Here is a 23,613-nt window from a genome sequence, read left to right as displayed (position 1 = left end):
AATGATTGAGATGACTGGTATTTCAAAGGCCTTTAACGGAAATACAGTGTTGAATAATGTTGAATTTGAAATAGCTCCAGGAGAAATTCATGCACTAATGGGTGAGAATGGTGCAGGTAAGTCTACCTTAATGAAAATTTTAACCGGAATTTACACTAGAGATTCAGGTGAAATCAAGATCAAAGGAAACCCTGTTGAATTTAAAAATCCCAAGGAAGCAGAACAGGCTGGGATAGCAGTAATTCACCAAGAGCTTAATATTCTACCGGATTTGACGGTTGCAGAAAATTTATTTCTTGGAAATGAAAAGACGTTTGGCAAATCAGGAATTTTAAAAACAAAGGAAATGAATAAAGCTGCTAAAGAGGTATTGTTAAACCTTGGCTTGGATGTAGATGTAAAAACAACAGCAAGAAATCTATCAGTGGGTAAGCAGCAAATTGTTGAGATAGCAAAGGCCATTTCTTCCAATGCAGATGTTATCATTATGGACGAACCTACTGCTGCTTTAACAGATAGAGAAATAGAGACATTGTTTGAAACTATTAGAGCATTACAGGCTAAGGGAGTGTCCTTTGTTTATATCTCTCACCGAATGGAAGAAATTTTTGCAATATGTGACCGTATCACTATTTTACGTGATGGAAGCTATGTGGGAGTTAGAAATGTCAAAGAAACGACCTTCGATGAAATTGTCCAAATGATGGTTGGACGCGAACTAGGCGGGCGCTTCCCCGACAGAACTTCTAAAATCGGTGAGGTGAAGCTTGTAGCCAAGAACTTAACAAGAAAAGGCTTTTTCGAGGATGTTTCTTTTGAGTTACGAAAAGGAGAAATACTTGGCGTTGCAGGACTTATGGGTGCAGGGCGTACAGAGGTAGTTCAATCATTATTTGGCTACAAAAAGCTGGACAGTGGTGAACTAATTCTAGATGGTAAACAAGTAAAGATTAATACGCCACTAGACGCTATTAAGCTCGGCTTTGGCTTTGTAACCGAGGACAGAAAATCGGAAGGGCTAATATTAGATTTCTCTGTTAAAGAAAATTTAGGCATTACAAATTTCAACAAAATATCAAAAAACGGTGTTGTGAGTAACCAAAAAGAAAAAAGCTTATATGATTCTATGGTGAAACGATTAGGCGTACGTACTTCTGGTCCTGATCAAACAGTTAAGTCACTGAGCGGTGGGAACCAACAGAAGATTGTAATAGCCAAATGGTTAGGCATTGAGCCTGATATTTTAATATTGGATGAACCGACACGAGGAGTAGACGTAGGAGCGAAAAAAGAAATTTACTCCATTGTGAACACACTTGCTGAAAACGGAGTATCTATTATCATGATATCCTCCGAGCTTCCTGAAATCATTGGAATGGTCGATCGAGTGCTCGTGATGCATGAAGGAAAGATAACTGGTGAAATAACCAAAGAAGAAATGTCACAAGAAAAAATAATGCATTACGCTACCGGAGGGGACAAAGTTGCTAAAATCTAGTTCACAATCAGTGCTACAAAAATTAGGGCCATTGCTAGGACTAATTTTACTAGTGGTAATCATCACTATTATGAGTCCAAACTTTTTAACTGTAAATAACTTAATGAATGTTCTAAGACAGGTTTCTATCAATGCTCTTATCGCATTTGGGATGACCTTTGTTATCTTAACTGGAGGGATTGACTTATCAGTAGGATCGATTTTAGCTCTTACGGGAGCTGTCACAGCAGGGTTACTTGCTGGTGGAATGGATCCAATTTTAGCAATGCTAATAGGTCTTGTTTTAGGGGCAATTTTAGGGGCAATTAACGGAATTATTATTTCTAAAGGGAATGTTGCTCCATTTATCGCTACTCTAGCAACAATGACTATTTATCGAGGACTAACCTTAGTTTATACAGAAGGTAGACCAATTTCAGGATTAGGAGATTCACTATCATTCCAAATGATTGGGAAAGGATACTTCTTGGGTATACCTGTGCCAGTTGTAACAATGGTTGTTGCATTTGCAGTACTTTACTTTATTTTGAAAAAGACGACATTTGGACGTAGAGTTTATGCAGTCGGAGGTAACGAGGAAGCTTCTCGTCTTTCTGGTATTAAGGTTGGCCGAATTAAAATTTATGTTTACGCATTAACTGGAGCTTTAGCAGCCCTTGCTTCGCTTATTTTAACATCTCGTTTAAATTCAGCTCAGCCTACCGCCGGTAACATGTTTGAACTAGATGCAATCGCAGCGGTAGTTCTTGGTGGTACAAGCTTAACAGGTGGTCGTGGTTGGATCGTTGGTACTTTAATCGGGGCTCTTATAATAGGTGTCTTGAATAATGGTCTAAATCTAATTGGTGTATCCTCCTTCTTCCAGCAAGTGGTGAAGGGTGCAGTTATATTATTAGCGGTTTTAATAGATCGCAAAAAAACAGTATAAAGGAGAAAAAACAGTATGAAAAAACTTTATTTTGCTTTACTGTTAATCGTAGCATTGTTCCTAGCAGCATGTTCAATGGATGCACCAGGCTCTGAGAAATCCGATTCTAAAAAAGAATCTACAGGATCAAAGGGTGACTATAAAATTGGTTTATCTGTTTCCACTTTAAACAATCCGTTTTTCGTAACATTAAGTGATGGAGCAGAAGCAAAAGCAGATGAATTAGGAGCAACAGTTACAGTTGTTGACGCACAAGATAATGCTTCAAAACAAGCAAGTGATGTAGAGGATTTAATCCAACAAGGCGTTGACCTTATTATCATCAATCCAGTAGACTCACAAGCAGTAGTTTCATCTGTAGAATCAGCAAATGCAGCAAATATTCCAGTCGTAACAGTTGACCGCAGTTCAGAAGGTGGAGAAGTAGTAGCCCATATCGCATCAGATAATGTTGCTGGTGGAGAGCTTGCAGGTGAATATTTACTAGAATTAGCAGGAGAAGGCGCTGCAGTAGTTGAATTAGAGGGTATCGCGGGATCTTCTGCAGCTCGTGACCGTGGCCAAGGTTTCAATAATGTGGCTGATGGTAAATTAGACGTTGTAGCTAAACAAACAGCAAACTTTAATCGTGCAGAAGGTTTAACCGTTATGGAAAACATTCTTCAATCTAACCCAGACATCAAGGGTGTCTTTGCCCACAACGATGAAATGGCATTAGGCGCTTTAGAGGCAATCGAAGCAGCTGGCAAAGATATTATTGTAATTGGCTTTGACGCTACAGATGATGCTGTAAAATCTGTAGAAAATGGTAAGCTAGCTGGTACAATCGCTCAAAAACCAGAACAAATTGGTGAAAAAGCAATGGAAGCAGCTATTAAAGCATTAAACGGTGAAGAAGTAGAAGCTTCTATCCCTGTAGATTTAGAATTAATAAAAAAATAATATATAGAAAAGCTATCCTACGGGATAGCTTTTCTTATAGGTATGCCGTGAACAAGAGTTCACGGTATTTTTATTCATTTTAGGAAAGCAAGCTAGCATATATCCACTTTCTGCCGTTACGCAACAAAGCAAGAATCTAACGGACGAAACGACCTAGATTGCAAGATTAGAAAGGGGATTGACAATATAAGCTTAATTACTTTATATTTGTGTTAACCAATATAAAAATGTGGTTAACTCATATGTGGGGGGAATAATTTTGAAAAAGGGAAATACATATCAGTACGTCTTAGCAGCAATTGGGGCAGCAATTATAGCAATACTTGCGCAAGTGACGATTCCGCTACCACTCGTACCAATTACAGGGCAAACCTTAGCAGTAGGTTTAGTCGTTACCATTTTAGGTATGAGAACAGGTGTATTATCAGTGATAGTATATATATTAATCGGTGCAGTAGGGATGCCAGTATTCAGTGGTATGTCGGGCGGATTAGGGGTTGTTATTGGACCAACAGGAGGCTATATTGTTGGATTCTTGCCATCAGCGATACTTATGGGACTTTACATGAAAAAATTTGGTATCACAATTTCACACGCCATTGTAGCAAACTTAATCGGTATGGTTGTCACATTGGTATTTGGTACAGTTTGGTTAAAAATCATAGCTGACTTGACATGGACAGCAGCGTTTATGGGTGGCGTTGCACCGTTTGTTATCGTAGGTGTAATAAAAGCAGTACTAGCTGCATGGTTTGGTGTTGTCGTTCGACGTCGCTTAGAAAAAGCTCATTTAATCGTGGCAACGGCATAAATGAGCGGAGTTACCGTGATAGTTTTAAGATTTACGGCTAGGGAGTAGATGAATAAATTTACTAACACTATCCTTAAAGTTATAATTTTTCAAAAAGAAACGGCGCTAGGGAATCATCCCTTAGCATCGTTTTTTTTTCTGCAGTTTTAAGTGTATTTCAGAAGTCATGACATATTTTGAAGTGGCAACATTGATTTAGTGCGGCTATGGAGGCTTATCGCTAACCGCCCCTTATAGCGGAAAACAATAATACTTAATTCCATATATACTTTTTTTAAAGTATATATGGAGACCTATCTATGTAAGGAAGCGAATGCGCTTTTCTTGCCTCAAACTACTTAATAGCTATTTAATAACCACGTTGATTTTCACATGCATAAAAATAGGTAATTAGTTAAATTTTTTATAGGGGCAAACACTGTTATTTTATAACCAATTCATATACTATTAGTATAGTAAAATCCGAATTAAAGGTAGGAATCAAAATGGAGGATAAATTTAAGTTTGGCATACGTTCCAAAATTACCGTTGGCTACATTATCATTATTCTTTGTTTATTTGCTTCCGTTATAATATTGAACAGTCAAATCCGTTCACTACAGCAAGAAAGAAATGATTTAATAAAATATAATACCGAAGTGGAAACATTTACAAATAATGTAGAAAAATATGTAATGGACATGCAAGCTGGTCAGAGAGGCTTTGTCATTACAGGCAACGAGAGTTACTTGGAACCTTATTATAAAGCTGCCGATGAATGGCAGGTAGAGTTTGATCAACTGTTTGACCTTTTAGAGGACAAGCCAAAACAGCAAGAAAAGCTTGTGGAGGTAAAAGGCACAATCGACCTTTGGATAGCAGAGGCAGGTGAGCGTGCAATTGATTTTAAGCGACAGAATAATGAGCAAGGGATTCAGCAATTCTATGCAAATGATCGTGGTCGTGAGTATATGCAATCTATCCGTAGTCAGTTTAACGATTTTAGAGAATACGAAAGAAATGATGCACAAACTAGAGCGCAAGAGTTAGATGATCGCAATAATATGTTGACTATAGGATTATTTGGTCTTTTAGTGATCGTTTCTGCTATTGCAATAGCAATGGCTAGTCAGGTCTCCAAATCGATTGTTCGTACTGTCAAAGATGTAACGGAAACTATTAAAAAGATTGCTTCAGAAAATGGTGATCGTAAGGAAAGAATTCATGTTACTACTAACGATGAGATTAAGGACTTAGCAATAGCAACAAACGAACTATTAGATAATCTCGATGACAGAGAATGGCTGCAAACAAGTCTTGCAGAAATTGTCACGAAATATCAAGGAGTAGGCTCGATTGATAAGCTCGCTAGTGTGTTTATGTCTGAAATCTCTAAAATGACAAACTCGTCTTATGGCGCTTTTTATGTGAGAGAGACAAACAATCAAGAAGTTCATTTTATAAAAAAAGCGGCTTTTGCTGACTCGAATTCTCAAAATGAGATTGGAAGAGAAAGCTTCCGATTGGGACAAGGACTAATTGGTCAATGTGCCCTTGAGAAAAATGTTTTTGTCTTTAATGAGATTCCAAAAGATTATCGCTATATTTCTACTGGATTAGGTGAGGTTCCGCCGCGAAGCATATTTATAGTTCCTATTTTGTTCGAGGATGAAGTAATAGCAGTAGTAGAGCTAGCGACAATGTCAGAGTATAGCAAATTACAGCAAGACCTCGTAACACAGATTGTGGAAACGTTTGGCTTATCTATCAATAGTGTTATGGGCCGTATGGAAATTGTTCGACTTCTAAATGAGTCAAGAGCAATGACAGAAGAATTGCAGGCACAATCTGAAGAATTACAAACACAATCAGAGGAACTACAAACTCAATCTGAAGAGCTACAAATGCAAACAGAGGAACTAACTCAGATTAATGAACAATTAGAAGAACGAACAAAAGATGCAGAAGCTAAATCGGAAGAATTAGAAAAAATTAGTCTGGAATTAGAGGAAAAAGCAGAACAGCTTACTATTCACTCTAATTATAAATCAGAATTTCTTGCGAATATGTCACATGAATTACGTACTCCTTTAAACAGTATATTAATTCTTTCCGAAATGCTTTCAGAAAACGGAAAAGGTAATTTATCTGAAGATGAGGCAGAGTTTGCAAAAGTAATTCATTCTTCGGGGGAAGATTTATTATCCTTGATCAATGATATTTTAGATCTTTCTAAAGTAGAGGCAGGAAAGCTAGAGGTTTTATTTGAAGAGGTTAATCTAAGCGAATTACCTGTTCAGATGGAGCATATATTCTCACCAATAGCCCAGAAGAAAAATTTAGATTTTCGTATAAGTAAGGCAGAGAATGTTCCTGATATTTTCTTTACAGACGAAAAACGCTTCCAACAAATTATTAAAAATCTATTATCTAATGCTATTAAATTTACGGAAAAAGGCTCCGTTGCTTTAACGATAAAGCAATTAGATAGTAATCTTCAAACGGAACAAATGTTAGATATTAGTAAAGAGTGGATTGAGATCTCTATTGCCGATACCGGAATAGGGATTCCAACGGACAAGCACGATTTGATCTTTGAATCGTTCCAGCAAGCAGATGGTGCAACTGTACGTAAATACGGAGGAACTGGTCTTGGTTTATCTATTTGCCGTGAGTTTGCTAAGCTGCTTGGTGGTTGGATTACCCTTCAAAGCCAAGAGGGAATGGGAAGTACCTTTACTTTAGTTGTTCCTAGTCTGCCAAAAGGTCCAATTTTAGAGCAGATTGATTTGAGCTTCGGAGAGGTTGCCTCTACTCAAGCGAAAGTGGAGGAAATACAAGAGGTACGGGAGGAACAAGAGAATTCAACTCTTGAGGAACAGGAGCAAAAGATAAAAGAGCAAGAGGAAAAGTTTGAAGCTCTTCCTGAGGATGCGAATGTATTTTCCAATAAAAATATTTTAATCGTCGATGATGATTATCGAAATATTTATGCACTCAAAACGGCATTAGAAAGACGAGGAATTAATATCCTTGTTGCTAAAGATGGTTTGGAATGCTTAGATATTGTACAAAGTAATGCAGAAATAGATGTTGTACTTATGGATATCATGATGCCAAATATGGACGGATATGAGACAATGTCTAAAATTAGAAATGAAATGAATATGACAGAATTACCGATTATTGCTTTAACGGCGAAGGCGATGAAAAATGATCGAGATAAATGTCTAGAGGCGGGTGCTTCTGATTATATTAGTAAGCCATTAAATCTAGATCAATTATTCTCTGTTCTTCGAGTTTGGTTAGCATCTTAAGGGAGTATGGAAATGGACAGTCAATATGAAAGTGGAGAGCTAGAGGGCGTTAATATTCAACATGAAGACTTAGAAGTAGATTTCCTGCTGGAAGCAGTCTATCGCTTATCAGGGTTCGACTTTCGGCAATATAATCGATCTTCCATTTCTCGTCGAATTCATAATCGGATGAAGATGAATGGAATTTCAACCATTACAGGTTTACTAGAAAAGGTTATTCATGAAGACGGTTTTCTAGAGCAATTACTAAATGATTTTTCGATCAATGTTACCGAGATGTTCCGAAATCCAACTTTTTTTAAAGCATTTAGAGAAGAAGTTGTGCCGATTTTGAGAGAATATCCTGAAATTCGTATTTGGCATGCTGGTTGTGCTACTGGAGAAGAAGTTTACTCGATGGCCATTTTATTAGAAGAAGAAGGGCTAAAGGATAAAACCGTTATCTATGCAACCGATATGAATGAGCAAGTGCTAGAAAAGGCAAGTAAGGGTGCGTTTCCTATACAAAAGATGCAGGCATATACTAAAAATTATATGCTTGCAGGTGGAAATAAAGCATTTTCTGAATACTATAAGGCGGATTATCAATATGCATATTTCCATCCTTCTCTTTTAGAAAATATTATCTTTGCACAGCATAATCTTGTTACAGATCAATCGTTTAATGAATTTCATGTAATTATTTGCCGTAATGTTCTTATTTACTTTACTCCTGAACTTCAGGATCAAGTACAACAATTATTCTATGAGAGCTTAAGTCCACAAGGTTTCCTTGGGCTAGGAGACAAGGAAACTTTAAAATTTTGTCAGGTGATGGATAACTTTCAAGAGGTAGTAGGTAGTGAACGTATTTATCAAAGATATAAATAAAAAGCAGGATTCTTATATTAAAATAAGAATCCTGCTTTTTCAATTCAAAGTGTTTCTTATGAAAAGGAGGATGGTCGTGACATAGGTCATCACAGCCATCCTCTCTAAAATTTTCAGTAATATATAAAGTCGCTTTTTCTATTCTTAATTGCATTGAACCATTAAGACGCACATGTCGTCGGGTTGATCCTGTTGCTTTTCTTTGGATAGCAAATTATCAATTATACCTTGAGAATGATCCCATTTTTTAGAGGTTAAAGTTTCAATTTGTTTTTCAGATTGTATCTCATTTGGCCCCATAGCCTCTAGAACCCCATCTGTATATAAAACAACTTGGATATTCTTCTCGTAGGAAATTACTTCCTTCTTAACTTCAATTTCATCAAAGAACCCTACTGCACAACAGCCTTTGTTAATCGGAACAACCGTTTCTTCATCAATTAGAGCAAATCCAGGTGGATGACCAGCATTAACATATTCTATCGTTTTTTGCTCTGTATCCACAATCATATAGATGGCTGTGAAATAATATGGTATACCAACCTTTTCGTTATGTATTAAAACCATATAGCGATTTAGCTCTTTAATAACAAGTTCCGGTTCCACTAATTGTTTAATAGCCTCTCTTAATACAGAAGATATAAACATACAAACTAGGGAAGCAGAAATTCCATGTCCCATCATATCTAGTAAAATCACGGCATGACGATGCTCGCTTATTTTATGCCAATAGTACATATCGCCAGCCAGATTGAAGGATGGTAAATATGAAACCTCAATTTGAATGTTTTTTTCATTTAATGGTGGGTTTAGAAGACTTCTTTGGACATGAGTTGCTAAATCTAATTCATATTGGATTTTGTTTTCATGCTGAGTATGCCAATCTAACTCTGCTTTTAAGCGAAGAGCAACTCTTATACGTGCCAGTAACTCTGTCTTATTTATAGGCTTAGTAATATAATCACTTCCACCTACATCTAGTGCTTCAGCTAATTTGTTTTTATCCTCTAATGCTGTCACGAATATTATTTGTACATCCTTAAATCGTTCTTGCTGCTTAATTCTCCTACAAGCTTCAAGACCGTCTATTTCAGGCATCATAATATCTAGTAATATTAAATCTACTGAATTACAGGTTGGATTTTGTTCGCCGATCTGTAAATAGTCAAATAGCTCCTGTGCGGATGTAAGAGATACAGTATCTTTATAACCAGCGCTATCTAATATTTTTTCTATTACAAATAGATTGACCGTGTTGTCATCTACCAGTAAAATCGTCATCGCTTATTTCCCCCTGTAGTGTTTAAAGATAGTGTAGTTAAGTTATCTCTATCTATTAAATTTCTATGATAACTCTTCTTATTTATTATACAAAAGAATATATGAATAGTGTATTTATAAGCCTTTTGCTTCAATGTTTAATATCTAACTTCTTATCCTAATCTTACTAAAATAGTTATTTCGGTAGCTTAATGTAAATATTAATTAGCAAGCTTCTATTTAATTTATTTGAATTATCTATATAATAAAATGAGAAAAAGAATCAAACGAGGTGAAGTAAATGGCAATCGAATTAGTTAAGGAGTATTTTAAAAGATTTGGTATGGAAGACAAGATTCTAGAATATGAAGCTTCAAGTGCTACAGTAGAGCTCGCTGCAAGTGTTCTTAACGTAGAGCCTGCAAGAATAGCTAAAACATTATCCTTCAAAAAAGAGGAGGATTGCCTGCTAGTAGTTGCAGCTGGAGACACTAAAATCGACAATGCTAAATTTAAAAGAACCTTTGGAGTAAAGGCTAAGATGCTTTCATCGGATGAGGTGGAAGAAAAAGTTGGCCATGCCATTGGAGGAGTTTGTCCATTTGGTATACCAGAGAATGTATTAGTGTATTTAGATATTTCCTTGAAAAGGTTTGATACAGTATTCCCCGCGTGCGGAAGTAGTAATAGTGCTATAGAGCTTACTTGTGAGGAAATATATACATATGCAAAAGGTGTGGAATGGGTAGACGTTTGTAAGGCTTGGGAATAGAAAAGAGGGGTGTAAAATGGATTTATCATTTAAAACTGATGAAGGCAGATTTAATTATCGTGTTGCAGGATTACTTCTAAATGAAAGTAAAGTATTAATTATGAAGGACGAGAATTCTCCATACTATTATTTTCCTGGTGGGAGAGTGAGCATGCACGAAAAAAGTGAGGATGCTATTCTCCGTGAAATTAGAGAAGAGCTCTCAGTAGATGCTGCCATCGAACGTTTACTATGGATCAACGAAAACTTTTTTGAAGAGGAAGTATTAAAAGAGAAATTTCATGAGATTTGCTTCATTTATCTTCTATCGCTAAAAGACGATAAGCTTTTAATAAAAGGAAATGAATTTGAAGAGAATGAAGAAGGGAAAATTCATACGTATTATTGGAAAACCTTTGACGAATTGAAAGAGTTAAATGTATATCCATTATTTTTAAAGAATAGATGTTCCGAGCTGCCAGAACATCTAACTCATTTTGTAGAGACTAAATAGTGTAGGGAAATCTCGCTTTTTTAGTATGACTTTTATTGAAAACGTTCATGCTAGAAAAGAGGAGGTGTGATACTAATGGCTAAAGATGTACTTTGTGAAGTGAACAACTGTAAGTTTTGGAGACAAGGAAACAAATGTAATGCAAAAGCTATTTATGTAGTAAGCCGTAAAGGAAACCAAGCTTCCAACAGTGATGAAACAGATTGTAAAACATTTGAACCGAAGTAATATATCTGCATGTCTATTATTACTCACCTAATCACACGTTAAAAAAATAATGTGTAAAAAACAGTACAGCTAGTCTCTCATAGAGGGCTAGCTGTACTTAAATAGGGGAGTATGGATTTAATAGGTCGTAATTTTTGTATAGCTTTGGAAGGCATAAATCCAACGCTGCCACCAAGTAAAATCATTTTGATACTCATTCACCTCTACCGTATACATAGCATCCTCGTTGTTCCATAGTCTTTTAAAATATTCCTCCATTTCAATAGCTAGCTCACTGTCATTTGGGGCAATGATTCTTACGTTGTTCTCTAAATTGTAATTATCTAAAGCACGTTCCGTATAGTTTGCAGCACCGTTTGAAATGATTGTATTTTTAGGGGTCTGAATCCATATAGCTTTTGTATGATATTGACCAATTACGGTGTTATACCATCGTATATTAATCTTCTCATTTGTATCCTCAAGCAGTTCTTGTACGACTGGGCGATTTGGCAATCCAGACTTTTCTCGACCAAAGGAATTCTCATTAGGGTCTAATATCAAATTTACCTCTACTCCGCGATTTGCGGCATCAACTAGTGCATTAACGATGTTACGTTCGGCGACAAAGAACATTCCTAACCAAATTTTATCTCCCTTTTTAGTGTCATTTATATCGTTCATTAATGCATCAAATATTTTCTTCTCGGTTAAATATTGTGCCTGATACTCTCCTTCTTGTTTCTTAGCCTGTATCCTAGGAAGCTTCGGTCCTCCTGAAAATACAGAAACAGCTTCCTCTGCCTCTAAAATATCATTAATAATTGGTCCATCTAATTTTATAGCTATATTGCCATGAAAACCACTGGCATCGTGTGGATTGGAGGAGGTAACAATTGCAGCTTTTTCCGTTATCAACGCTTTTCGATGATTAGCTTTTACGTTTAGAAGCGTCATATAAGAAGCAACTGTCATTTTCGGAGCTTCGCTAGCCATTGCATTGGCAATCCAGCCTTTGCCACCAATATCAAACCATTGAAAAAAAATGCGGTAAATTCCTGAATAGACTGGGGTTGAATCTCTTAAGGCATCTAAATCTGTATAGACAATTTCTACTCCAGCATCTCGCATTTTTTTGAACCATTCGCTTTCATAGGAGCCATACCCACGATTAAGAGGATCTGTGATAAATACAATTGGCATCTCCGGGTTTTCTCTTTTCTTTGCTGCTACTGTGGAGGAAAGTGTATCCGCTATATTAGGAAAGTCCTGATCCTCATCGTAATAACCATCTACTAGGAAAAAATCTAATACTACAAATTCCTCAGCTTCTTCAATAGTTTTATATACCTCATCAAAAATGTTATTTTCATGCACTGTATTTGTCCCTTTTTTATCCTGCGCATAAGTTAAATCCGTTAGAAATCGTATATTGTTTGTTTTATGTAAATCTCCTGCATAGGAAACGCCTTGGGGAAGTGGCTTAAATGTATGCCATAAGATCACAGCTATGTATATAAGAGCAAAAGCGGTAATAAAGGATGCGACAATCCTCTTCTTTTTGCTCCATGGCTTTTTAGTTTTTTTAGCCATGAAAAAACTCCTCCTATTAAACTTCTATTTTACATATAATATTCCCACTTTTAAAATCTACAAACTTATAATTACATCAGATTTATACTATAAATTAATTATTATTTATTTTAAAAATGCTATTGTAATAAATTTATTTTTGAGATATTATGAAAATGATAATCGTTATCAATTAGAAAAAATATAGGGAGATGAAAAATGATGAAAATTAAAAAATATTGGATGATGAGTGCAACAGCGATGCTAGCGTTAAGCTTAGCTGCTTGTGGAGATAAAGAGGAAAGTTCTACTGAAAAGGTAGAGGTAGAAGCTAAAGAAACTTCGAGTGATGAAGCAAATACAGAACAAACACTTACATATTTAGGCGAAGACTACGTGGTACCCGCAAAAGTAAATAATATTGTGGCAGCTAGTCTAGAATCTATGGAGGATGCAGCAATCTTAGGAGTTAAGCCAGTAGGCGTTCTTGCAATAGCAAATGCTATTCCTACATACCTAGCGGATGAATTAGAGGGAGCGGAACTCGTTGGAGATAAATTTGCTCCTAATAATGAGGCTATCCTAGCGTTAAATCCAGATGTGATTTTAGGCTCATCTAAGCATGGTGAAGAGGTTGTAACTGCATTAAATAAAATTCAAACAATGATTCCTTACTCTCATGTTGCAACGAATTGGAAAGAAAACTTGACGTTACTGGGTCAATTAACAAACAAAGAATCAGAAGCAGAAAAAATAATTACTGACTATGAAGAAAAGGCTGAGAAGGCTAAAGTAGAATTAGGAGAATCATTAAAGGATAAGGAAGTACTCGTATTACGTATACGTAAAGGAAGCATCAATGCTTATCCTGAATCTATTTACTTAAACCCTGTTATCTATGAGGATTTGGGGCTGAAAGTTCCAGAAGTAGTTACAAAAGCAGAGGCTCAGGCAGAATTATCTCTAGAGGCTTTAGCAGATGCAAATCCAGACTATATATTCCTTCAATTTGAAGCAAGTGAAAATACTGATAATGCAGCTGCCTTAGATGAGCTTTTAGAAAATCCGATTTTTGGTAGCATAGAAGCTGCTAAAAATGATCATGTATTTGTAAACGCAGTTGATCCATTAGCGCAAGGTGGTACGGCTTGGTCTAAAGTAAAATTCTTAGACGCAGCGATTGAAAATTTATCGAAGTAAAGTTAGGTGCGATGAATAATGAAAAACAAAAATACATTAGCTTCCATTATTTTAATAGTTTCTCCTCTGTTCATCGCGCTAGCAATAGTTTTATCTATATTATATGGAGCTAAAGATATTAGTCTACTAACAGTTTGGCAGGCGATTACGCAATTCGATGAAAATAATGTGGACCATAACATTATTATGACATCGCGGTTACCACGCGTAATCGCTGCTTTATTGGTTGGAGCTTTTCTAGCTGTTGCTGGAGCGGTTATGCAAGGTATTACCCAAAACTATTTGGCATCTCCTTCGATTATGGGAGTAAATGATGGCTCAGCGTTTGTTATTACAATAGCTATGGTCTTTTTTCCGGGGCTTCCTAATTATCAAATGATTATTCTATCAATGATTGGATCTGCAATTGGAGCAGGTCTCGTCTTTGGTTTTGGTTCCTTGATAAAGGGTGGTTTATCTCCGGTAAGATTGGCTATTATCGGTACAGTCATTGGAACATTTCTGAGTAGCTTAGCTTCGGCTATTGCAATGTACTTTCAAGTGTCGCAAAGTGTCAGCGTTTGGTATAACGCAAAATTACATACAGTAAATCCTGACATGCTATTATTGTCCATTCCTTTTGGTTTGGTTGGCCTCTTTTTAGCATTAGGTGTTGCCAAGTCGATTACAATTGCCTCATTAGGTGATGAGATTGCAGTAGGTTTGGGGCAACGGACAAAATGGGTGAAAATCATCAGTATTCTAGCAGTAGTCTGTTTAACAGGAACTGCGGTTGCCTTAGTTGGAAAAATAGGATTTGTTGGTTTAATCATTCCACATATTACACGCTTTCTAGTTGGAGTAGACTACCGATTCCTAATACCATGCTCCGCGGCTATTGGAGCGGTCTTTTTAGCTTTGTGTGATGTGCTAAGTCGCTTTATCAACTTCCCGTTTGAGACGCCAGTCGGTGTAGTGACCGCAATTATTGGTGTACCCTTCTTCCTTTACCTAATTCGGACGAGAGGGGGAGCACAGCGTGCATAAAGGCCCTTTCATACGATTTATTACAATGATGTCTATCTTTATTGGTCTGACTATTATCGCCTTTTATTTTCATATTACTAACGGCGCCTTTGATATAAACGTCATGGATATCATCAAAACCTTTCTACGAATAGATCCAAATGAAAAACAAGATTTGGTTATATTTGAGTTTAGATTACCAAGAATTGTAATTGCTGCATTAGTAGGAATTGGCCTAGGAATTGCAGGAACTGTTATTCAAGGAGTGACAAGAAATGGTTTAGCTGATCCCGGCATATTAGGGATTAATGCAGGAGCAGGAGCTTCCATTGTTATATTCATGTTTTTCTTTCAAATGTCTGCTACCAATATTAGTTTCGATAGCTGGTATTCCGTGTTTATCATGCCACTCTTTGGCTTCGTGGGAGGAGCACTTGCTGCAGCTATTATATATATTTTCTCCTGGAGAAATGGCGTGCTGGATATGCAAAGACTAATCCTAACTGGTATTGCGATAAGTAGCGGTTTTGGTGCGGTATCCTTATATATATCGCTCAAGATGAATGCGAGCGACTATGAAATGGCTGCTGTCTGGATCTCTGGCAGTATATATAATGCAAATTGGTCTTTTGTTTTATCAGTTTTGCCTTGGGTTGTTATTCTTGGCTATGCAATTTATCGCAAAAGTCATTTGCTGGATTATCTTCAGCTAGAGGACGCAAGTGTAAAGAGTCTTGGAATATCTGTGGAAAAAGAAAAATCTATCCTACTGCTGTGTAGCATAGGACTTGTTAGTGCATGTGTATCAGTATCAGGCGGAATTGGCTTCATTGGCTTAATGGCTCCTCATATTGCTAAAAGGTTGGTAGGCATTAAGCATCGATATGTAGTGCCGATGAGTGCTGCAGTAGGTATGTTTTTATTGGTCTTCTCTGACTATATTGCTAAGACCGTATTCGAGCCATCAGAGCTACCGGTAGGAATTATCGTTTCAATTATTGGAATTCCGTACTTTTTATATTTATTAGTTAAAACAAGAGCATAGGAGGATACCTATGATAGAAAGTATATTACGAGTGGAACAGCTTAGTTCAGGCTATGAAAAGCAAATTGTTTTCACAAATTTAAATACGTCCATTCAAAAGGGGAAAATAACTACAATTATTGGGCCAAATGGATGTGGAAAATCGACGTTGTTAAAAACGATTGGGCGTATTCTCCACCAAAAGAGTGGTAGGGTTTATTTACAAGAGCTAGATATGAAGTCACTGTCAACGAAAGATATTGCCAAACGTCTAGCGTTACTTTCGCAGAGTCCTGTAGCCCCAGCTCAATTGAAAGTAGAGGAGTTAATCTCTTATGGGCGCTTTCCACATAGAAAAAATATTGGAACTCTTTCAAAAAAAGATATAGAGATTATTGAATGGGCAATGAAGGTCACAAAGACAATCCAATTTCGCTCAAGAGAAATCGACCAACTATCCGGTGGACAACGCCAAAAGGTTTGGCTAGCAATGGCGCTCGCACAGGAAACTGAAATATTATTGTTAGATGAGCCAACGACCTACTTAGATATGGCGCATCAGCTAGAAATGCTTAAGATTGTGGAAGAGCTCAATAAGAAGCACCAATGTACCATAGTGATGGTATTACACGATATAAATCATGCTGCTCGCTTTTCTCATGAGCTCATAGCTATGAGAAACGGAGAAATAATAGAGACTGGAACACCAAAGGAAATTATAACAAAGGAAGTCATGAAAAAGGTTTTCCAAATAGAGGCGAAGATTATGTTCGATGAGGATACAGCTTCACCTGTATGCTATGGATACGAAACGTTAGAGGAGGTGTAATAGATGGATAAGGTGTTACTAGAGGATACAGAGCATTGGCAAATAGATTCCGAGTATACGAATTATCTATATGACATAAAGGTATCTATCCCAACCAGCGCACCTCCTAAGGAGGGCTTTCCAATCTATTATGTACTAGATGGAAATTGGTATTTTCAGCTTGCAAGGGATGTGGTGAAGCTACAATCACAGAACGCACCAAAAACTCTTATCGCGCCTTCTATCGTAGTTGGAATTGGACATTCTGGAAAAGAAGATGTAGCGCGCAAGAGAAGGTTTCTAGACTTTACACCAGAGGCAGAAGCCTATATCTATCCAAAGAGATTAAATGGGAAAGATATAGGGAAACACGGGGGAGCAGAGAAGTTCCTTGCTTTTTTAGAGAAGGAGCTAATACCAAGGGTGCAGAAAAGGTATCAGGTTGACCTACAGAAGCAGGCTCTTTTTGGTCACTCCTTAAGTGGCCTTTTTGTCATTTGGGCTTTGTTTAAGAAACCGAATCTTTTTTCATGCTATCTTTCCATAAGCCCTTCAGCCTGGTGGAATGAATATGAGCTATGTAAGGAAGCAGAGAATTTTGTCCGTTTCCCCAAAAATCTTCATTATAAAAAATTGTTTATATCAGCCGGTAGCAAAGAAGGCTTTATGGTAGAAGACGCAAATCATTTGTACACAGCTTTAAAAGAGAGTGTAAAAACAGAAATATTTATTGCACAGGATGAAAACCATGCATCAGTGGTACCATCTGTTTTAAGCAGGGCATTCCGATATTTAAATTAAACTAGGTTGTGGATGTGAATATTGTCGTTCAAACATGGCTCATTTTAAAGCTCCAAAAGCAATAGATTTTGTAGAGGCACTTCCAAAAACGGCCACAGGTAAGCTACAAAAATTCCGTCTTCGAGAAATGTACTGGAACGGACCTAAAAAAGTAAATTAATTCGCAAAGATCTCACAGCTTGCTAGCTATGAGATCTTTTATTGTTAAAGATAGTCTAAGCTGGCAAATATCAAGACTATCCCTACAATACACATAACCCAAGAAAGAGCAGAGTCTTTACTTTTAGATAGTCTATCGTTTAGTTTTCGAAAAGGCTGATGTAGCCAACGACCAAATAGTGTATACATAACCATCAATATAATGGATGGCAAGACCATAATTATATTGTAGATCCCGAGAATAGATGTCCACTCCAGTAATGTTAGATTGGACGTACTCATCAAGCCAATGGCAGCAAAATAAGGAAGCGCTGTTCCTCCTTCGATTAAGAAAGTAGTAAAACCAAGCTTAAACATGGTGAAAGTGGTTTTTTTGCTCGGAACCGAAGGAATGGCGGCTTTTTTCTTTGGCATATAAAAGCTTACGATAAACATAATCATTCCTATTAAAAATATTGTCCAGCTAAGAATCTGATGCTTAAAAAGCTCCTTGAAAAAATCAAAGGATAAAGTTATACCAAACATAAGAGAGACACCTAAAAAGAAATATAAAATAGCTATTGTAATTAGATATACAGATAGAAGTCTAATAAGCCTTTTCTTTTCCATCACTACTAAATAGAGAGTTACGCCAATTATAGTAGGGCTAAGCGTGTCCAATACAGCCAATCCCATAATCGTTAGAAGAATTTCCATATTCATAACATCCCCTCATTCCTTCTTGGCTAGGTAGATAGCGTAGGCACTCTCCAGAAATTCAAGTAAGTCTTGGTCAAGGGGATAGAGCCCTAGCTTTTCAGATTCTTTTTCTGATTTTCTAATCTCCCAAAGTTGATCGAGAAAATCGTTCTGTTGTCCATATTCTTGTATTCGTTTTTCTTCCATTTGTAAAATAATATGTTGGACGGTAGGAGAATGGGGTTCCTCTGACATAGAATCCTTTAATAATCCAATCAAGCTAATCCATTCAAGAGATGCTTCTTCATTACTTGACATATGGGGGAGTTGATCCCATTGCTCTAAATCTGTTTTAGAAAACGTAGATTCTCGAAACATTCTTTTGCTCTCTTTGTCTGTTACTGCTAGTTGCATTAGCTTTTGCAAAACAACTGCGTTATCTTCTCTTTCCATTTCATATGAATTTATTAATTCTCTTAAGGAAAGCTCAATTGTTTTTAATTTTTCTTGTTCATTTATGACATAATTCAGCTGTTCTTTTAAACTAGTGGACCAGCTCCATGTGTTGGAGTATAGCATTTGTTTAATTTCCTCTAGTGAGAAACCCGCTTTTTTGAGGAATTGAATTTGTAAGAGCTTTTGTAGTTTTTCCTCGTTATATAAACGATGACCGCCCTCCGTTTTAGAGGCGGGGCTTAGCAGATTAATTTTATCGTAATAGCGTAATGTTCTTACGGTAGTACCAGTGAGTTCAGCGACCTTGTTGATATGAAGCAATTTATCCATCCTCCCCTTTGGTTAAGTATTGTATGACATAGCCTACTCCTAAGCCTATCAATACCCCTGGAAACGCAGCATCGAAAACTAAACCAACTCCTGCACCTATAATAACGCAACCGTAAATAATGATATCCCCTTGTTTCATCAAATCTCCTCCAATCCTCCTTAATTATATAAAATGACGTTACGTCAGTTTCAAGTATTTTAAGAGAAAATTTAAATAGTTGTAAATGACCCAACGTCATCTTGTAAGGTGGTTCTAAATAGATTGGAGGGTAATAGATGAAAAAGTTATCATTAACAGGAATTATTATCTTAGTACTTCTTGTTTTGAGTGCTTGTTTTAAAGAAGAGGGAACGGAAGATTACGAAAGTAGAGAACTGGACAATATAAGGAGTATTGAAATTGATTATGGAAGCACAGATATTACATTGGAATCAGTTGAAACAGATTTTATAGAAGTGATGCTAGTGCTGAAAGACAATGGACCGGGTATCCGTTTGGAGGAGAAGGAAGAAAAGCTTATGATAAGTGTACGTAGTGATATTACTCGTCTATTAAAAATAAATAAAATGCCTAAGCTTCATGTAAAAATCCCTTCAGAATATAAAGGGGACATTATATTTAAAGGGTCTTCAGGAAAATTGAGAGGGGAGAACTTATCCTTATCCACCGATCATTTAGAGGTGAATGGGAGCAGTGGAGGTGTTAATCTGGATTTTCAAGATTTTCAAAGCAATCTCTTTGTAAAAGCGACAAGCGGTAATATAGACATTAAGTTGGACGATGCCAATCCTGATGTAGCTTGGTTTCTTCAATCTAATAGTGGTAATAGGAACACAAGCAAAATGTTTGTTGTGAAAGAAAAAGAGAAACAAGAAACAAAAGGAGTATTAGGAAGTGGAAAATATCTTATAGAATTGAAAACTTCCTCAGGAAATATACGGCTAGAGTAAAAAAGGATAGTGTAATTGCCATAAAAAACTACCGCCTTAAGTTGGTGGTAGTTTAAACATCTGTAATTTTAAAATAATCTTTTTCGAGGGGGTTTACAGGTAAAGTTGCTTTGGAAGCGCATATAATTGTGCAATAAACGGGCATGCCTCCCCGATTCGGTATGACGATTAACAAGTGGGCGGAGTCTTTCTATAAATTCGCGATCACATTCACATTGACTTCGCCCACTTTCGTAGCAAAAGTCGTGCATCATACATGTAGCATCTACTTCGTTTACTGGTGCTCCAGGTCCGCTGCACCCAGGGCCACACCAATTATAGCCAGGAACGCAAAAGCCGCGTTTTCTTTTTCTTCTTTGTCGCAAACTAACACCCCCTTCCCTTTATTAGTTAGGGTATTCTCATTTTTATATACGAACAAATACAAGCACCTAGCTGTCCAAAGTTTATTTATGTTCTAAGAAAAGCGCACGCACCTATGTCTGCCCCGACAAGCAAATGGAGGAAAGCGAGGAGGCAGCTCTTCAGCCACTGGAGCTTTTTTCCATTTGACCTCGAGGGGCAAGGTGCGGGAGCTAGACAAATAAAAAAGCGCACGCACCTATGTCTGCCCCGACAAGCAAATGGAGGAAAGCGAGGAGGCGGCTCCCCAGCCACCGGAGCTTTTTTTCATTTGACCTCGAGGGGCAAGGTGCGGGAGCTAGACAAATAGAAAAGCGCAGGCACCTATGTCTGCCCCGACAAGCAAATGGAGGAAAGTGAGGAGGCAGCTCTCCGGCCACCGGAGCTTTTTTCCATTTGACCTCGATGGAGACAATAAATATATTCAATAAAGTATTGCAATGTTATCTGTTTAAAAAAAGCAGCCCTAAGAAAGGCTGCTGTATCGTTTAATAGTATTAAGTTAAATATGGAAGTTTTTTAAATAACGAATATTGAATAATTGCGTCTGCTTCAGTTTTAGTTACTGTATTTGAAAAGCCGTTATGGTGTCCATTCTTGAAAATTAATGCTATGCCGTTATACAAGTCATCTAAAGTCATGAGAAATATAGTATTCTCATTTCTCTTGTCTATTAGTTTCAGCGTTTCTCCAGTGAGTAAAAGACGAGCTGCCCATTCATCTTGATATATCCCAGCAGGCTTTTCCACCCACTGTGCCTGTTCCTCTTTATGTATAACCCATTGGCCCCCTTCTAACACAGCATTCATTATATTTTCGATATACTCCTCAGTGATTGAAACAGTTACTTCTAATTCCTTCACTTGCTCAGAAAATATTTGATCCATTGTCTTTCCCCCTTATCATAAATTCCCTTCCCATTTAATTTACTATTAATTCATAGAAACTTTAATAATCCAAATCATGGAAAATGGGATATTTAATTAGAGTAAGAGAGAAGTTTATAGCATTTGCTTGGTTTTAAGCTATTAATATTTTAATTAAGATAATAATTATTTCTTTCGAAAAGATTTCAATTCAAACTTTTTTCCTACAGTTGAACTTATTATTTTTCCCTATCTAGAAGAAATTACTAAGAATCGAACCGGCTTGTCCGTGAGGTTGTACCAATAATGTAACAGATTGGCGTCAAACATCGTGGAGCCCTGTTCCTTCAATTCTTCTTCCTTGCCATCTACTACTACAGTTAATGTTCCTTCCACAACAAAAAGAAACTCGTGACCACTATGTGAAAAGGCATTTCCTTTGTCTTCCCCTGGTTGAAGAGTCACTAATATAGGGGTGTATGAAGCATCCTGTAAACCATTAGATAAATCCTTGTAATAAAACTGCTGTCTTATTTCAGCTAATTGATCGTTGGATGAGACATCTGAAAAGAAAACGGTTGGATTGACTTTTAGCGCATCTGCTATTTTTTTTAGGGATTCTAAAGTTACACTAGATTTTCCTCTTTCAACTTGAGAGAGGAAGCTAATCGAAACCTCTGTTAGTTCTGCGAGTTCTTTTAAGGTGAGCTTACGTTCTTTTCTTAAATCTTTTAAAATGGTTCCTATTGAATTAGAAGACATATGTATCTCTCCTTTTTTTCTCTATTAACCATCATACCTATTAAATGGAAATGCCTCAACGGTAGCTATATTAAATTTTTATTGACAGAAAATTTAAAACTATTAAAATGAAACTGAGGGAGAAATTAAAGTATCACTTCAATTTTAGAAAGGGAGATGTAAATGGATCCAAAACAAATGAGAAAGGTCTGGATTGCTAGCTTAGTAGGAAGTTCAATTGAATGGTTTGATTACTTTCTATATGGGACAGTGGCTGCCCTTGTTTTTAATCAGCTATTTTTCGTAACAGAGGAACCAACTGTAGGGTTATTGCTCTCATATGCATCATTTGCTTTAGCATTTTTTATCCGTCCATTCGGGGGAATCATATTCAGTCATATTGGTGATCGGATTGGTAGAAAGAAAACCTTAGTTATTACACTGAGTTTAATGGGAGTTGCAACGTTTGGTATGGGATTATTACCAACGTATCAGGCAATCGGAGTATGGGCTCCAATTCTTTTAATTACGCTACGATTAATCCAAGGTTTAGGTATTGGAGGAGAGTGGGGTGGTGCACTTCTACTAGCAGTTGAATATGCACCAAAAGAAAAACGTGGTTTATACGGAGCAATCCCACAAATGGGAGTAACAATCGGTATGGTAATGGGTACAGTTGCATTATCTATTATGACTCTACTTCCAGAAGGTTCCTTTATGACTTGGGGTTGGCGAGTTCCGTTTATCATGAGCGCTTTGTTAGTTATTTTTGGATTATGGATTCGTAAAGGAATTGAAGAAACACCTTCGTTTAAAAGGGTACAAAAGTCTGGAGAGATTCCAAAACTACCGATTGCAGATACGCTAAAATATCATTGGAAAGAGGTTATTATAGCTGTAGGAGCCAAGGTAGTTGAAACAGCACCATTCTATATTTTTGGAACTTTTGTTGTTTCTTATGCTACTGCTGAACTTGGCTTCTCTCGAACTGCGGTATTAAATACTGTAATGGTTGCCACAATAATCACCACTATCCTTATACCGATAATGGGAAGTCTCTCAGATAAAATTGGTCGTAAGAAGATTTATGTAGCAGGAACAATTGGGATGATTGTGTTTGCTTTCCCTTATTTCTGGATGCTTCAGCAGCAATCGCTTGTGTTATTGGTTGTGGCTACAGTAGTTGGACTTGGAATCATCTGGGCGCCAATTACTGCGGTGCTCGGGACGATGTTCTCGGAAATCTTTGATGCAAAAGTACGTTACACGGGAATCACATTAGGTTATCAAATTGGGGCGGCTTTAGCAGGGGGTACAGCACCGTTAGTAGCGACAAGTCTCATGCTTCAATTTGACGGTTCCTATGTCCCAGTAGCATTCTATATTATCTTCACGGCTGTTATTTCTTTATTAGCAATTTGGGCAGTTAAAGATAGAAGCCAGCAGAATTTAGATGATGTGACGGCAATACAAACTGATACACCAGTAACAAAGACAGCTAAAAAAGAATTAAGTAAAGTGTAATTCGCATGAACATAAAGCT

Annotated in this window: 24 protein-coding genes and 1 pseudogene; 17 read left to right on the top strand and 8 right to left on the bottom strand. The window is 37.0% G+C overall.

The window, feature by feature from the left end:
• The first annotated feature begins 1 nt into the window (after position 1).
• From H9650_RS17460 to H9650_RS17435, 6 genes are all read left to right on the top strand, one after another.
• On the top strand, positions 2–1,498 hold the full coding sequence (locus H9650_RS17460) for a sugar ABC transporter ATP-binding protein (RefSeq protein ID WP_144541304.1): 1,497 nt from the start codon (positions 2–4) through the stop codon (positions 1,496–1,498).
• On the top strand, positions 1,485–2,426 hold the full coding sequence (gene rbsC / locus H9650_RS17455; RefSeq protein WP_144541302.1) for a ribose ABC transporter permease: 942 nt from the start codon (positions 1,485–1,487) through the stop codon (positions 2,424–2,426). The genes H9650_RS17460 and rbsC overlap by 14 nt, the downstream gene beginning before the upstream one ends.
• Before the next feature lie 15 nt (positions 2,427–2,441).
• Complete coding sequence (gene rbsB, locus H9650_RS17450) at positions 2,442–3,368, top strand: ribose ABC transporter substrate-binding protein RbsB (RefSeq protein ID WP_144541301.1); 927 nt, start codon at positions 2,442–2,444, stop codon at positions 3,366–3,368.
• 259 nt (positions 3,369–3,627) lie between these two features.
• Positions 3,628–4,179: a biotin transporter BioY gene (locus tag H9650_RS17445; RefSeq protein ID WP_144541299.1), complete on the top strand. Its 552-nt coding sequence runs from the start codon at positions 3,628–3,630 to the stop codon at positions 4,177–4,179.
• 485 nt (positions 4,180–4,664) lie between these two features.
• Positions 4,665–7,475 (top strand): CHASE3 domain-containing protein, encoded by a 2,811-nt coding sequence (locus H9650_RS17440; RefSeq protein ID WP_191697778.1) that lies wholly within the window; start codon positions 4,665–4,667, stop codon positions 7,473–7,475.
• Positions 7,476–7,487: 12 nt separating this feature from the next.
• Positions 7,488–8,345, top strand: coding sequence for a CheR family methyltransferase (locus H9650_RS17435; protein ID WP_151112800.1), 858 nt, complete (start codon positions 7,488–7,490; stop codon positions 8,343–8,345).
• Between the two features lie 144 nt (positions 8,346–8,489).
• Here H9650_RS17435 and H9650_RS17430 read toward each other — a convergent pair whose 3' ends face one another.
• Positions 8,490–9,626 carry a SpoIIE family protein phosphatase gene (locus H9650_RS17430; RefSeq protein ID WP_151112802.1) on the bottom strand — a complete coding sequence of 379 codons (1,137 nt, stop codon included), beginning with the start codon at positions 9,624–9,626 and terminating at the stop codon, positions 8,490–8,492.
• A 280-nt stretch (positions 9,627–9,906) separates the two neighbouring features.
• Between H9650_RS17430 and H9650_RS17425 the strand changes: the two genes are divergently transcribed.
• The 3 genes from H9650_RS17425 to H9650_RS17415 all read left to right on the top strand — a co-directional run bounded on the left by H9650_RS17425 (position 9,907) and on the right by H9650_RS17415 (position 11,098).
• Positions 9,907–10,377, top strand: a complete 471-nt coding sequence (locus H9650_RS17425; RefSeq protein WP_151112804.1) for a YbaK/EbsC family protein — start codon at positions 9,907–9,909, stop codon at positions 10,375–10,377.
• A gap of 16 nt (positions 10,378–10,393) precedes the next feature.
• Entirely contained in the window at positions 10,394–10,870 is a 477-nt protein-coding gene (locus H9650_RS17420) for an NUDIX hydrolase (RefSeq protein WP_191697777.1), read from the top strand.
• Positions 10,871–10,945: 75 nt separating this feature from the next.
• The gene (locus H9650_RS17415) at positions 10,946–11,098 is read left to right on the top strand and encodes a DUF1540 domain-containing protein (protein WP_144541288.1); all 153 of its coding nucleotides are present in this window, start codon (positions 10,946–10,948) and stop codon (positions 11,096–11,098) included.
• 117 nt (positions 11,099–11,215) lie between these two features.
• Here H9650_RS17415 and H9650_RS17410 read toward each other — a convergent pair whose 3' ends face one another.
• On the bottom strand, positions 11,216–12,670 hold the full coding sequence (locus H9650_RS17410) for a phospholipase D family protein (protein WP_191697775.1): 1,455 nt from the start codon (positions 12,668–12,670) through the stop codon (positions 11,216–11,218).
• A 198-nt stretch (positions 12,671–12,868) separates the two neighbouring features.
• Between H9650_RS17410 and H9650_RS17405 the strand changes: the two genes are divergently transcribed.
• The 6 genes and pseudogenes from H9650_RS17405 to H9650_RS20905 all read left to right on the top strand — a co-directional run.
• Positions 12,869–13,849, top strand: a complete 981-nt coding sequence (locus H9650_RS17405) for an ABC transporter substrate-binding protein (RefSeq protein ID WP_225216152.1) — start codon at positions 12,869–12,871, stop codon at positions 13,847–13,849.
• Between the two features lie 18 nt (positions 13,850–13,867).
• Complete coding sequence (locus H9650_RS17400) at positions 13,868–14,875, top strand: FecCD family ABC transporter permease (protein ID WP_144541284.1); 1,008 nt, start codon at positions 13,868–13,870, stop codon at positions 14,873–14,875.
• Positions 14,868–15,899 (top strand): FecCD family ABC transporter permease, encoded by a 1,032-nt coding sequence (locus tag H9650_RS17395; protein WP_404814918.1) that lies wholly within the window; start codon positions 14,868–14,870, stop codon positions 15,897–15,899. Before H9650_RS17400 ends, H9650_RS17395 begins: the two co-directional genes overlap by 8 nt.
• A gap of 10 nt (positions 15,900–15,909) precedes the next feature.
• Positions 15,910–16,707 (top strand): ABC transporter ATP-binding protein, encoded by a 798-nt coding sequence (locus H9650_RS17390; protein ID WP_191697773.1) that lies wholly within the window; start codon positions 15,910–15,912, stop codon positions 16,705–16,707.
• Between the two features lie 3 nt (positions 16,708–16,710).
• Positions 16,711–17,487, top strand: coding sequence for an alpha/beta hydrolase (locus H9650_RS17385; protein WP_151112814.1), 777 nt, complete (start codon positions 16,711–16,713; stop codon positions 17,485–17,487).
• Positions 17,488–17,506: 19 nt separating this feature from the next.
• Positions 17,507–17,647 (top strand): annotated as a pseudogene (locus tag H9650_RS20905) (AMP-binding enzyme); the annotation flags it as partial.
• Positions 17,648–17,691: 44 nt separating this feature from the next.
• Here the strand turns inward: H9650_RS20905 and H9650_RS17375 are convergent.
• The 3 genes from H9650_RS17375 to H9650_RS17365 are packed head-to-tail and all read right to left on the bottom strand — an operon-like array spanning position 17,692 to position 19,249.
• Positions 17,692–18,348: a GAP family protein gene (locus tag H9650_RS17375; RefSeq protein WP_191697771.1), complete on the bottom strand. Its 657-nt coding sequence runs from the start codon at positions 18,346–18,348 to the stop codon at positions 17,692–17,694.
• A gap of 9 nt (positions 18,349–18,357) precedes the next feature.
• Positions 18,358–19,101, bottom strand: a complete 744-nt coding sequence (locus H9650_RS17370; protein WP_191697770.1) for a MerR family transcriptional regulator — start codon at positions 19,099–19,101, stop codon at positions 18,358–18,360.
• A gap of 1 nt (position 19,102) precedes the next feature.
• Positions 19,103–19,249, bottom strand: coding sequence for a hypothetical protein (locus H9650_RS17365; RefSeq protein ID WP_191697768.1), 147 nt, complete (start codon positions 19,247–19,249; stop codon positions 19,103–19,105).
• Positions 19,250–19,386: 137 nt separating this feature from the next.
• Between H9650_RS17365 and H9650_RS17360 the strand changes: the two genes are divergently transcribed.
• Complete coding sequence (locus H9650_RS17360; RefSeq protein ID WP_191697766.1) at positions 19,387–20,061, top strand: DUF4097 family beta strand repeat-containing protein; 675 nt, start codon at positions 19,387–19,389, stop codon at positions 20,059–20,061.
• Positions 20,062–20,129: 68 nt separating this feature from the next.
• Here the strand turns inward: H9650_RS17360 and H9650_RS17355 are convergent, their stop codons facing one another.
• The 3 genes from H9650_RS17355 to H9650_RS17345 all read right to left on the bottom strand — a co-directional run bounded on the left by H9650_RS17355 (position 20,130) and on the right by H9650_RS17345 (position 22,091).
• A complete protein-coding gene (locus H9650_RS17355) occupies positions 20,130–20,426 on the bottom strand; it encodes a phospholipase (protein ID WP_191697764.1) in 297 nt (98 codons plus the stop codon).
• Between the two features lie 534 nt (positions 20,427–20,960).
• Positions 20,961–21,350, bottom strand: coding sequence for a hypothetical protein (locus tag H9650_RS17350; protein WP_151112822.1), 390 nt, complete (start codon positions 21,348–21,350; stop codon positions 20,961–20,963).
• A gap of 228 nt (positions 21,351–21,578) precedes the next feature.
• Entirely contained in the window at positions 21,579–22,091 is a 513-nt protein-coding gene (locus H9650_RS17345; protein ID WP_151112824.1) for a helix-turn-helix domain-containing protein, read from the bottom strand.
• A 162-nt stretch (positions 22,092–22,253) separates the two neighbouring features.
• Between H9650_RS17345 and H9650_RS17340 the strand changes: the two genes are divergently transcribed.
• Positions 22,254–23,594, top strand: a complete 1,341-nt coding sequence (locus H9650_RS17340; RefSeq protein WP_191697762.1) for an MFS transporter — start codon at positions 22,254–22,256, stop codon at positions 23,592–23,594.
• The last annotated feature ends 19 nt before the right edge of the window (positions 23,595–23,613 follow it).

It is taken from the genome of Psychrobacillus faecigallinarum, assembly GCF_014836595.1.
Lineage (GTDB): Bacteria > Bacillota > Bacilli > Bacillales_A > Planococcaceae > Psychrobacillus > Psychrobacillus faecigallinarum.
Note: the sequence above shows the minus strand (reverse complement) of the source record. Positions and strands in the feature narration are given on the sequence as shown.

Excerpts from the sequence above, each read along its gene's own strand:
- H9650_RS17345 (WP_151112824.1), bottom strand. The coding sequence starts at position 22,091 with ATGTCTTCTAATTCAATAGGAACCATTTTAAAAGATTTAAGAAAAGAA.
- H9650_RS17460 (WP_144541304.1), top strand. The coding sequence starts at position 2 with ATGATTGAGATGACTGGTATTTCAAAGGCCTTTAACGGAAATACAGTG.
- H9650_RS17365 (WP_191697768.1), bottom strand. The coding sequence starts at position 19,249 with ATGAAACAAGGGGATATCATTATTTACGGTTGCGTTATTATAGGTGCA.
- H9650_RS17405 (WP_225216152.1), top strand. The coding sequence starts at position 12,869 with ATGATGAAAATTAAAAAATATTGGATGATGAGTGCAACAGCGATGCTA.
- H9650_RS17415 (WP_144541288.1), top strand. The coding sequence starts at position 10,946 with ATGGCTAAAGATGTACTTTGTGAAGTGAACAACTGTAAGTTTTGGAGA.
- H9650_RS17350 (WP_151112822.1), bottom strand. The coding sequence starts at position 21,350 with ATGGATCAAATATTTTCTGAGCAAGTGAAGGAATTAGAAGTAACTGTT.
- H9650_RS17430 (WP_151112802.1), bottom strand. The coding sequence starts at position 9,626 with ATGACGATTTTACTGGTAGATGACAACACGGTCAATCTATTTGTAATA.
- H9650_RS17360 (WP_191697766.1), top strand. The coding sequence starts at position 19,387 with ATGAAAAAGTTATCATTAACAGGAATTATTATCTTAGTACTTCTTGTT.
- H9650_RS17390 (WP_191697773.1), top strand. The coding sequence starts at position 15,910 with ATGATAGAAAGTATATTACGAGTGGAACAGCTTAGTTCAGGCTATGAA.
- H9650_RS17420 (WP_191697777.1), top strand. The coding sequence starts at position 10,394 with ATGGATTTATCATTTAAAACTGATGAAGGCAGATTTAATTATCGTGTT.
- H9650_RS17435 (WP_151112800.1), top strand. The coding sequence starts at position 7,488 with ATGGACAGTCAATATGAAAGTGGAGAGCTAGAGGGCGTTAATATTCAA.
- H9650_RS17375 (WP_191697771.1), bottom strand. The coding sequence starts at position 18,348 with ATGAATATGGAAATTCTTCTAACGATTATGGGATTGGCTGTATTGGAC.
- H9650_RS17400 (WP_144541284.1), top strand. The coding sequence starts at position 13,868 with ATGAAAAACAAAAATACATTAGCTTCCATTATTTTAATAGTTTCTCCT.
- H9650_RS17385 (WP_151112814.1), top strand. The coding sequence starts at position 16,711 with ATGGATAAGGTGTTACTAGAGGATACAGAGCATTGGCAAATAGATTCC.
- rbsB (WP_144541301.1), top strand. The coding sequence starts at position 2,442 with ATGAAAAAACTTTATTTTGCTTTACTGTTAATCGTAGCATTGTTCCTA.
- H9650_RS17425 (WP_151112804.1), top strand. The coding sequence starts at position 9,907 with ATGGCAATCGAATTAGTTAAGGAGTATTTTAAAAGATTTGGTATGGAA.
- H9650_RS17410 (WP_191697775.1), bottom strand. The coding sequence starts at position 12,670 with ATGGCTAAAAAAACTAAAAAGCCATGGAGCAAAAAGAAGAGGATTGTC.
- H9650_RS17340 (WP_191697762.1), top strand. The coding sequence starts at position 22,254 with ATGGATCCAAAACAAATGAGAAAGGTCTGGATTGCTAGCTTAGTAGGA.
- H9650_RS17440 (WP_191697778.1), top strand. The coding sequence starts at position 4,665 with ATGGAGGATAAATTTAAGTTTGGCATACGTTCCAAAATTACCGTTGGC.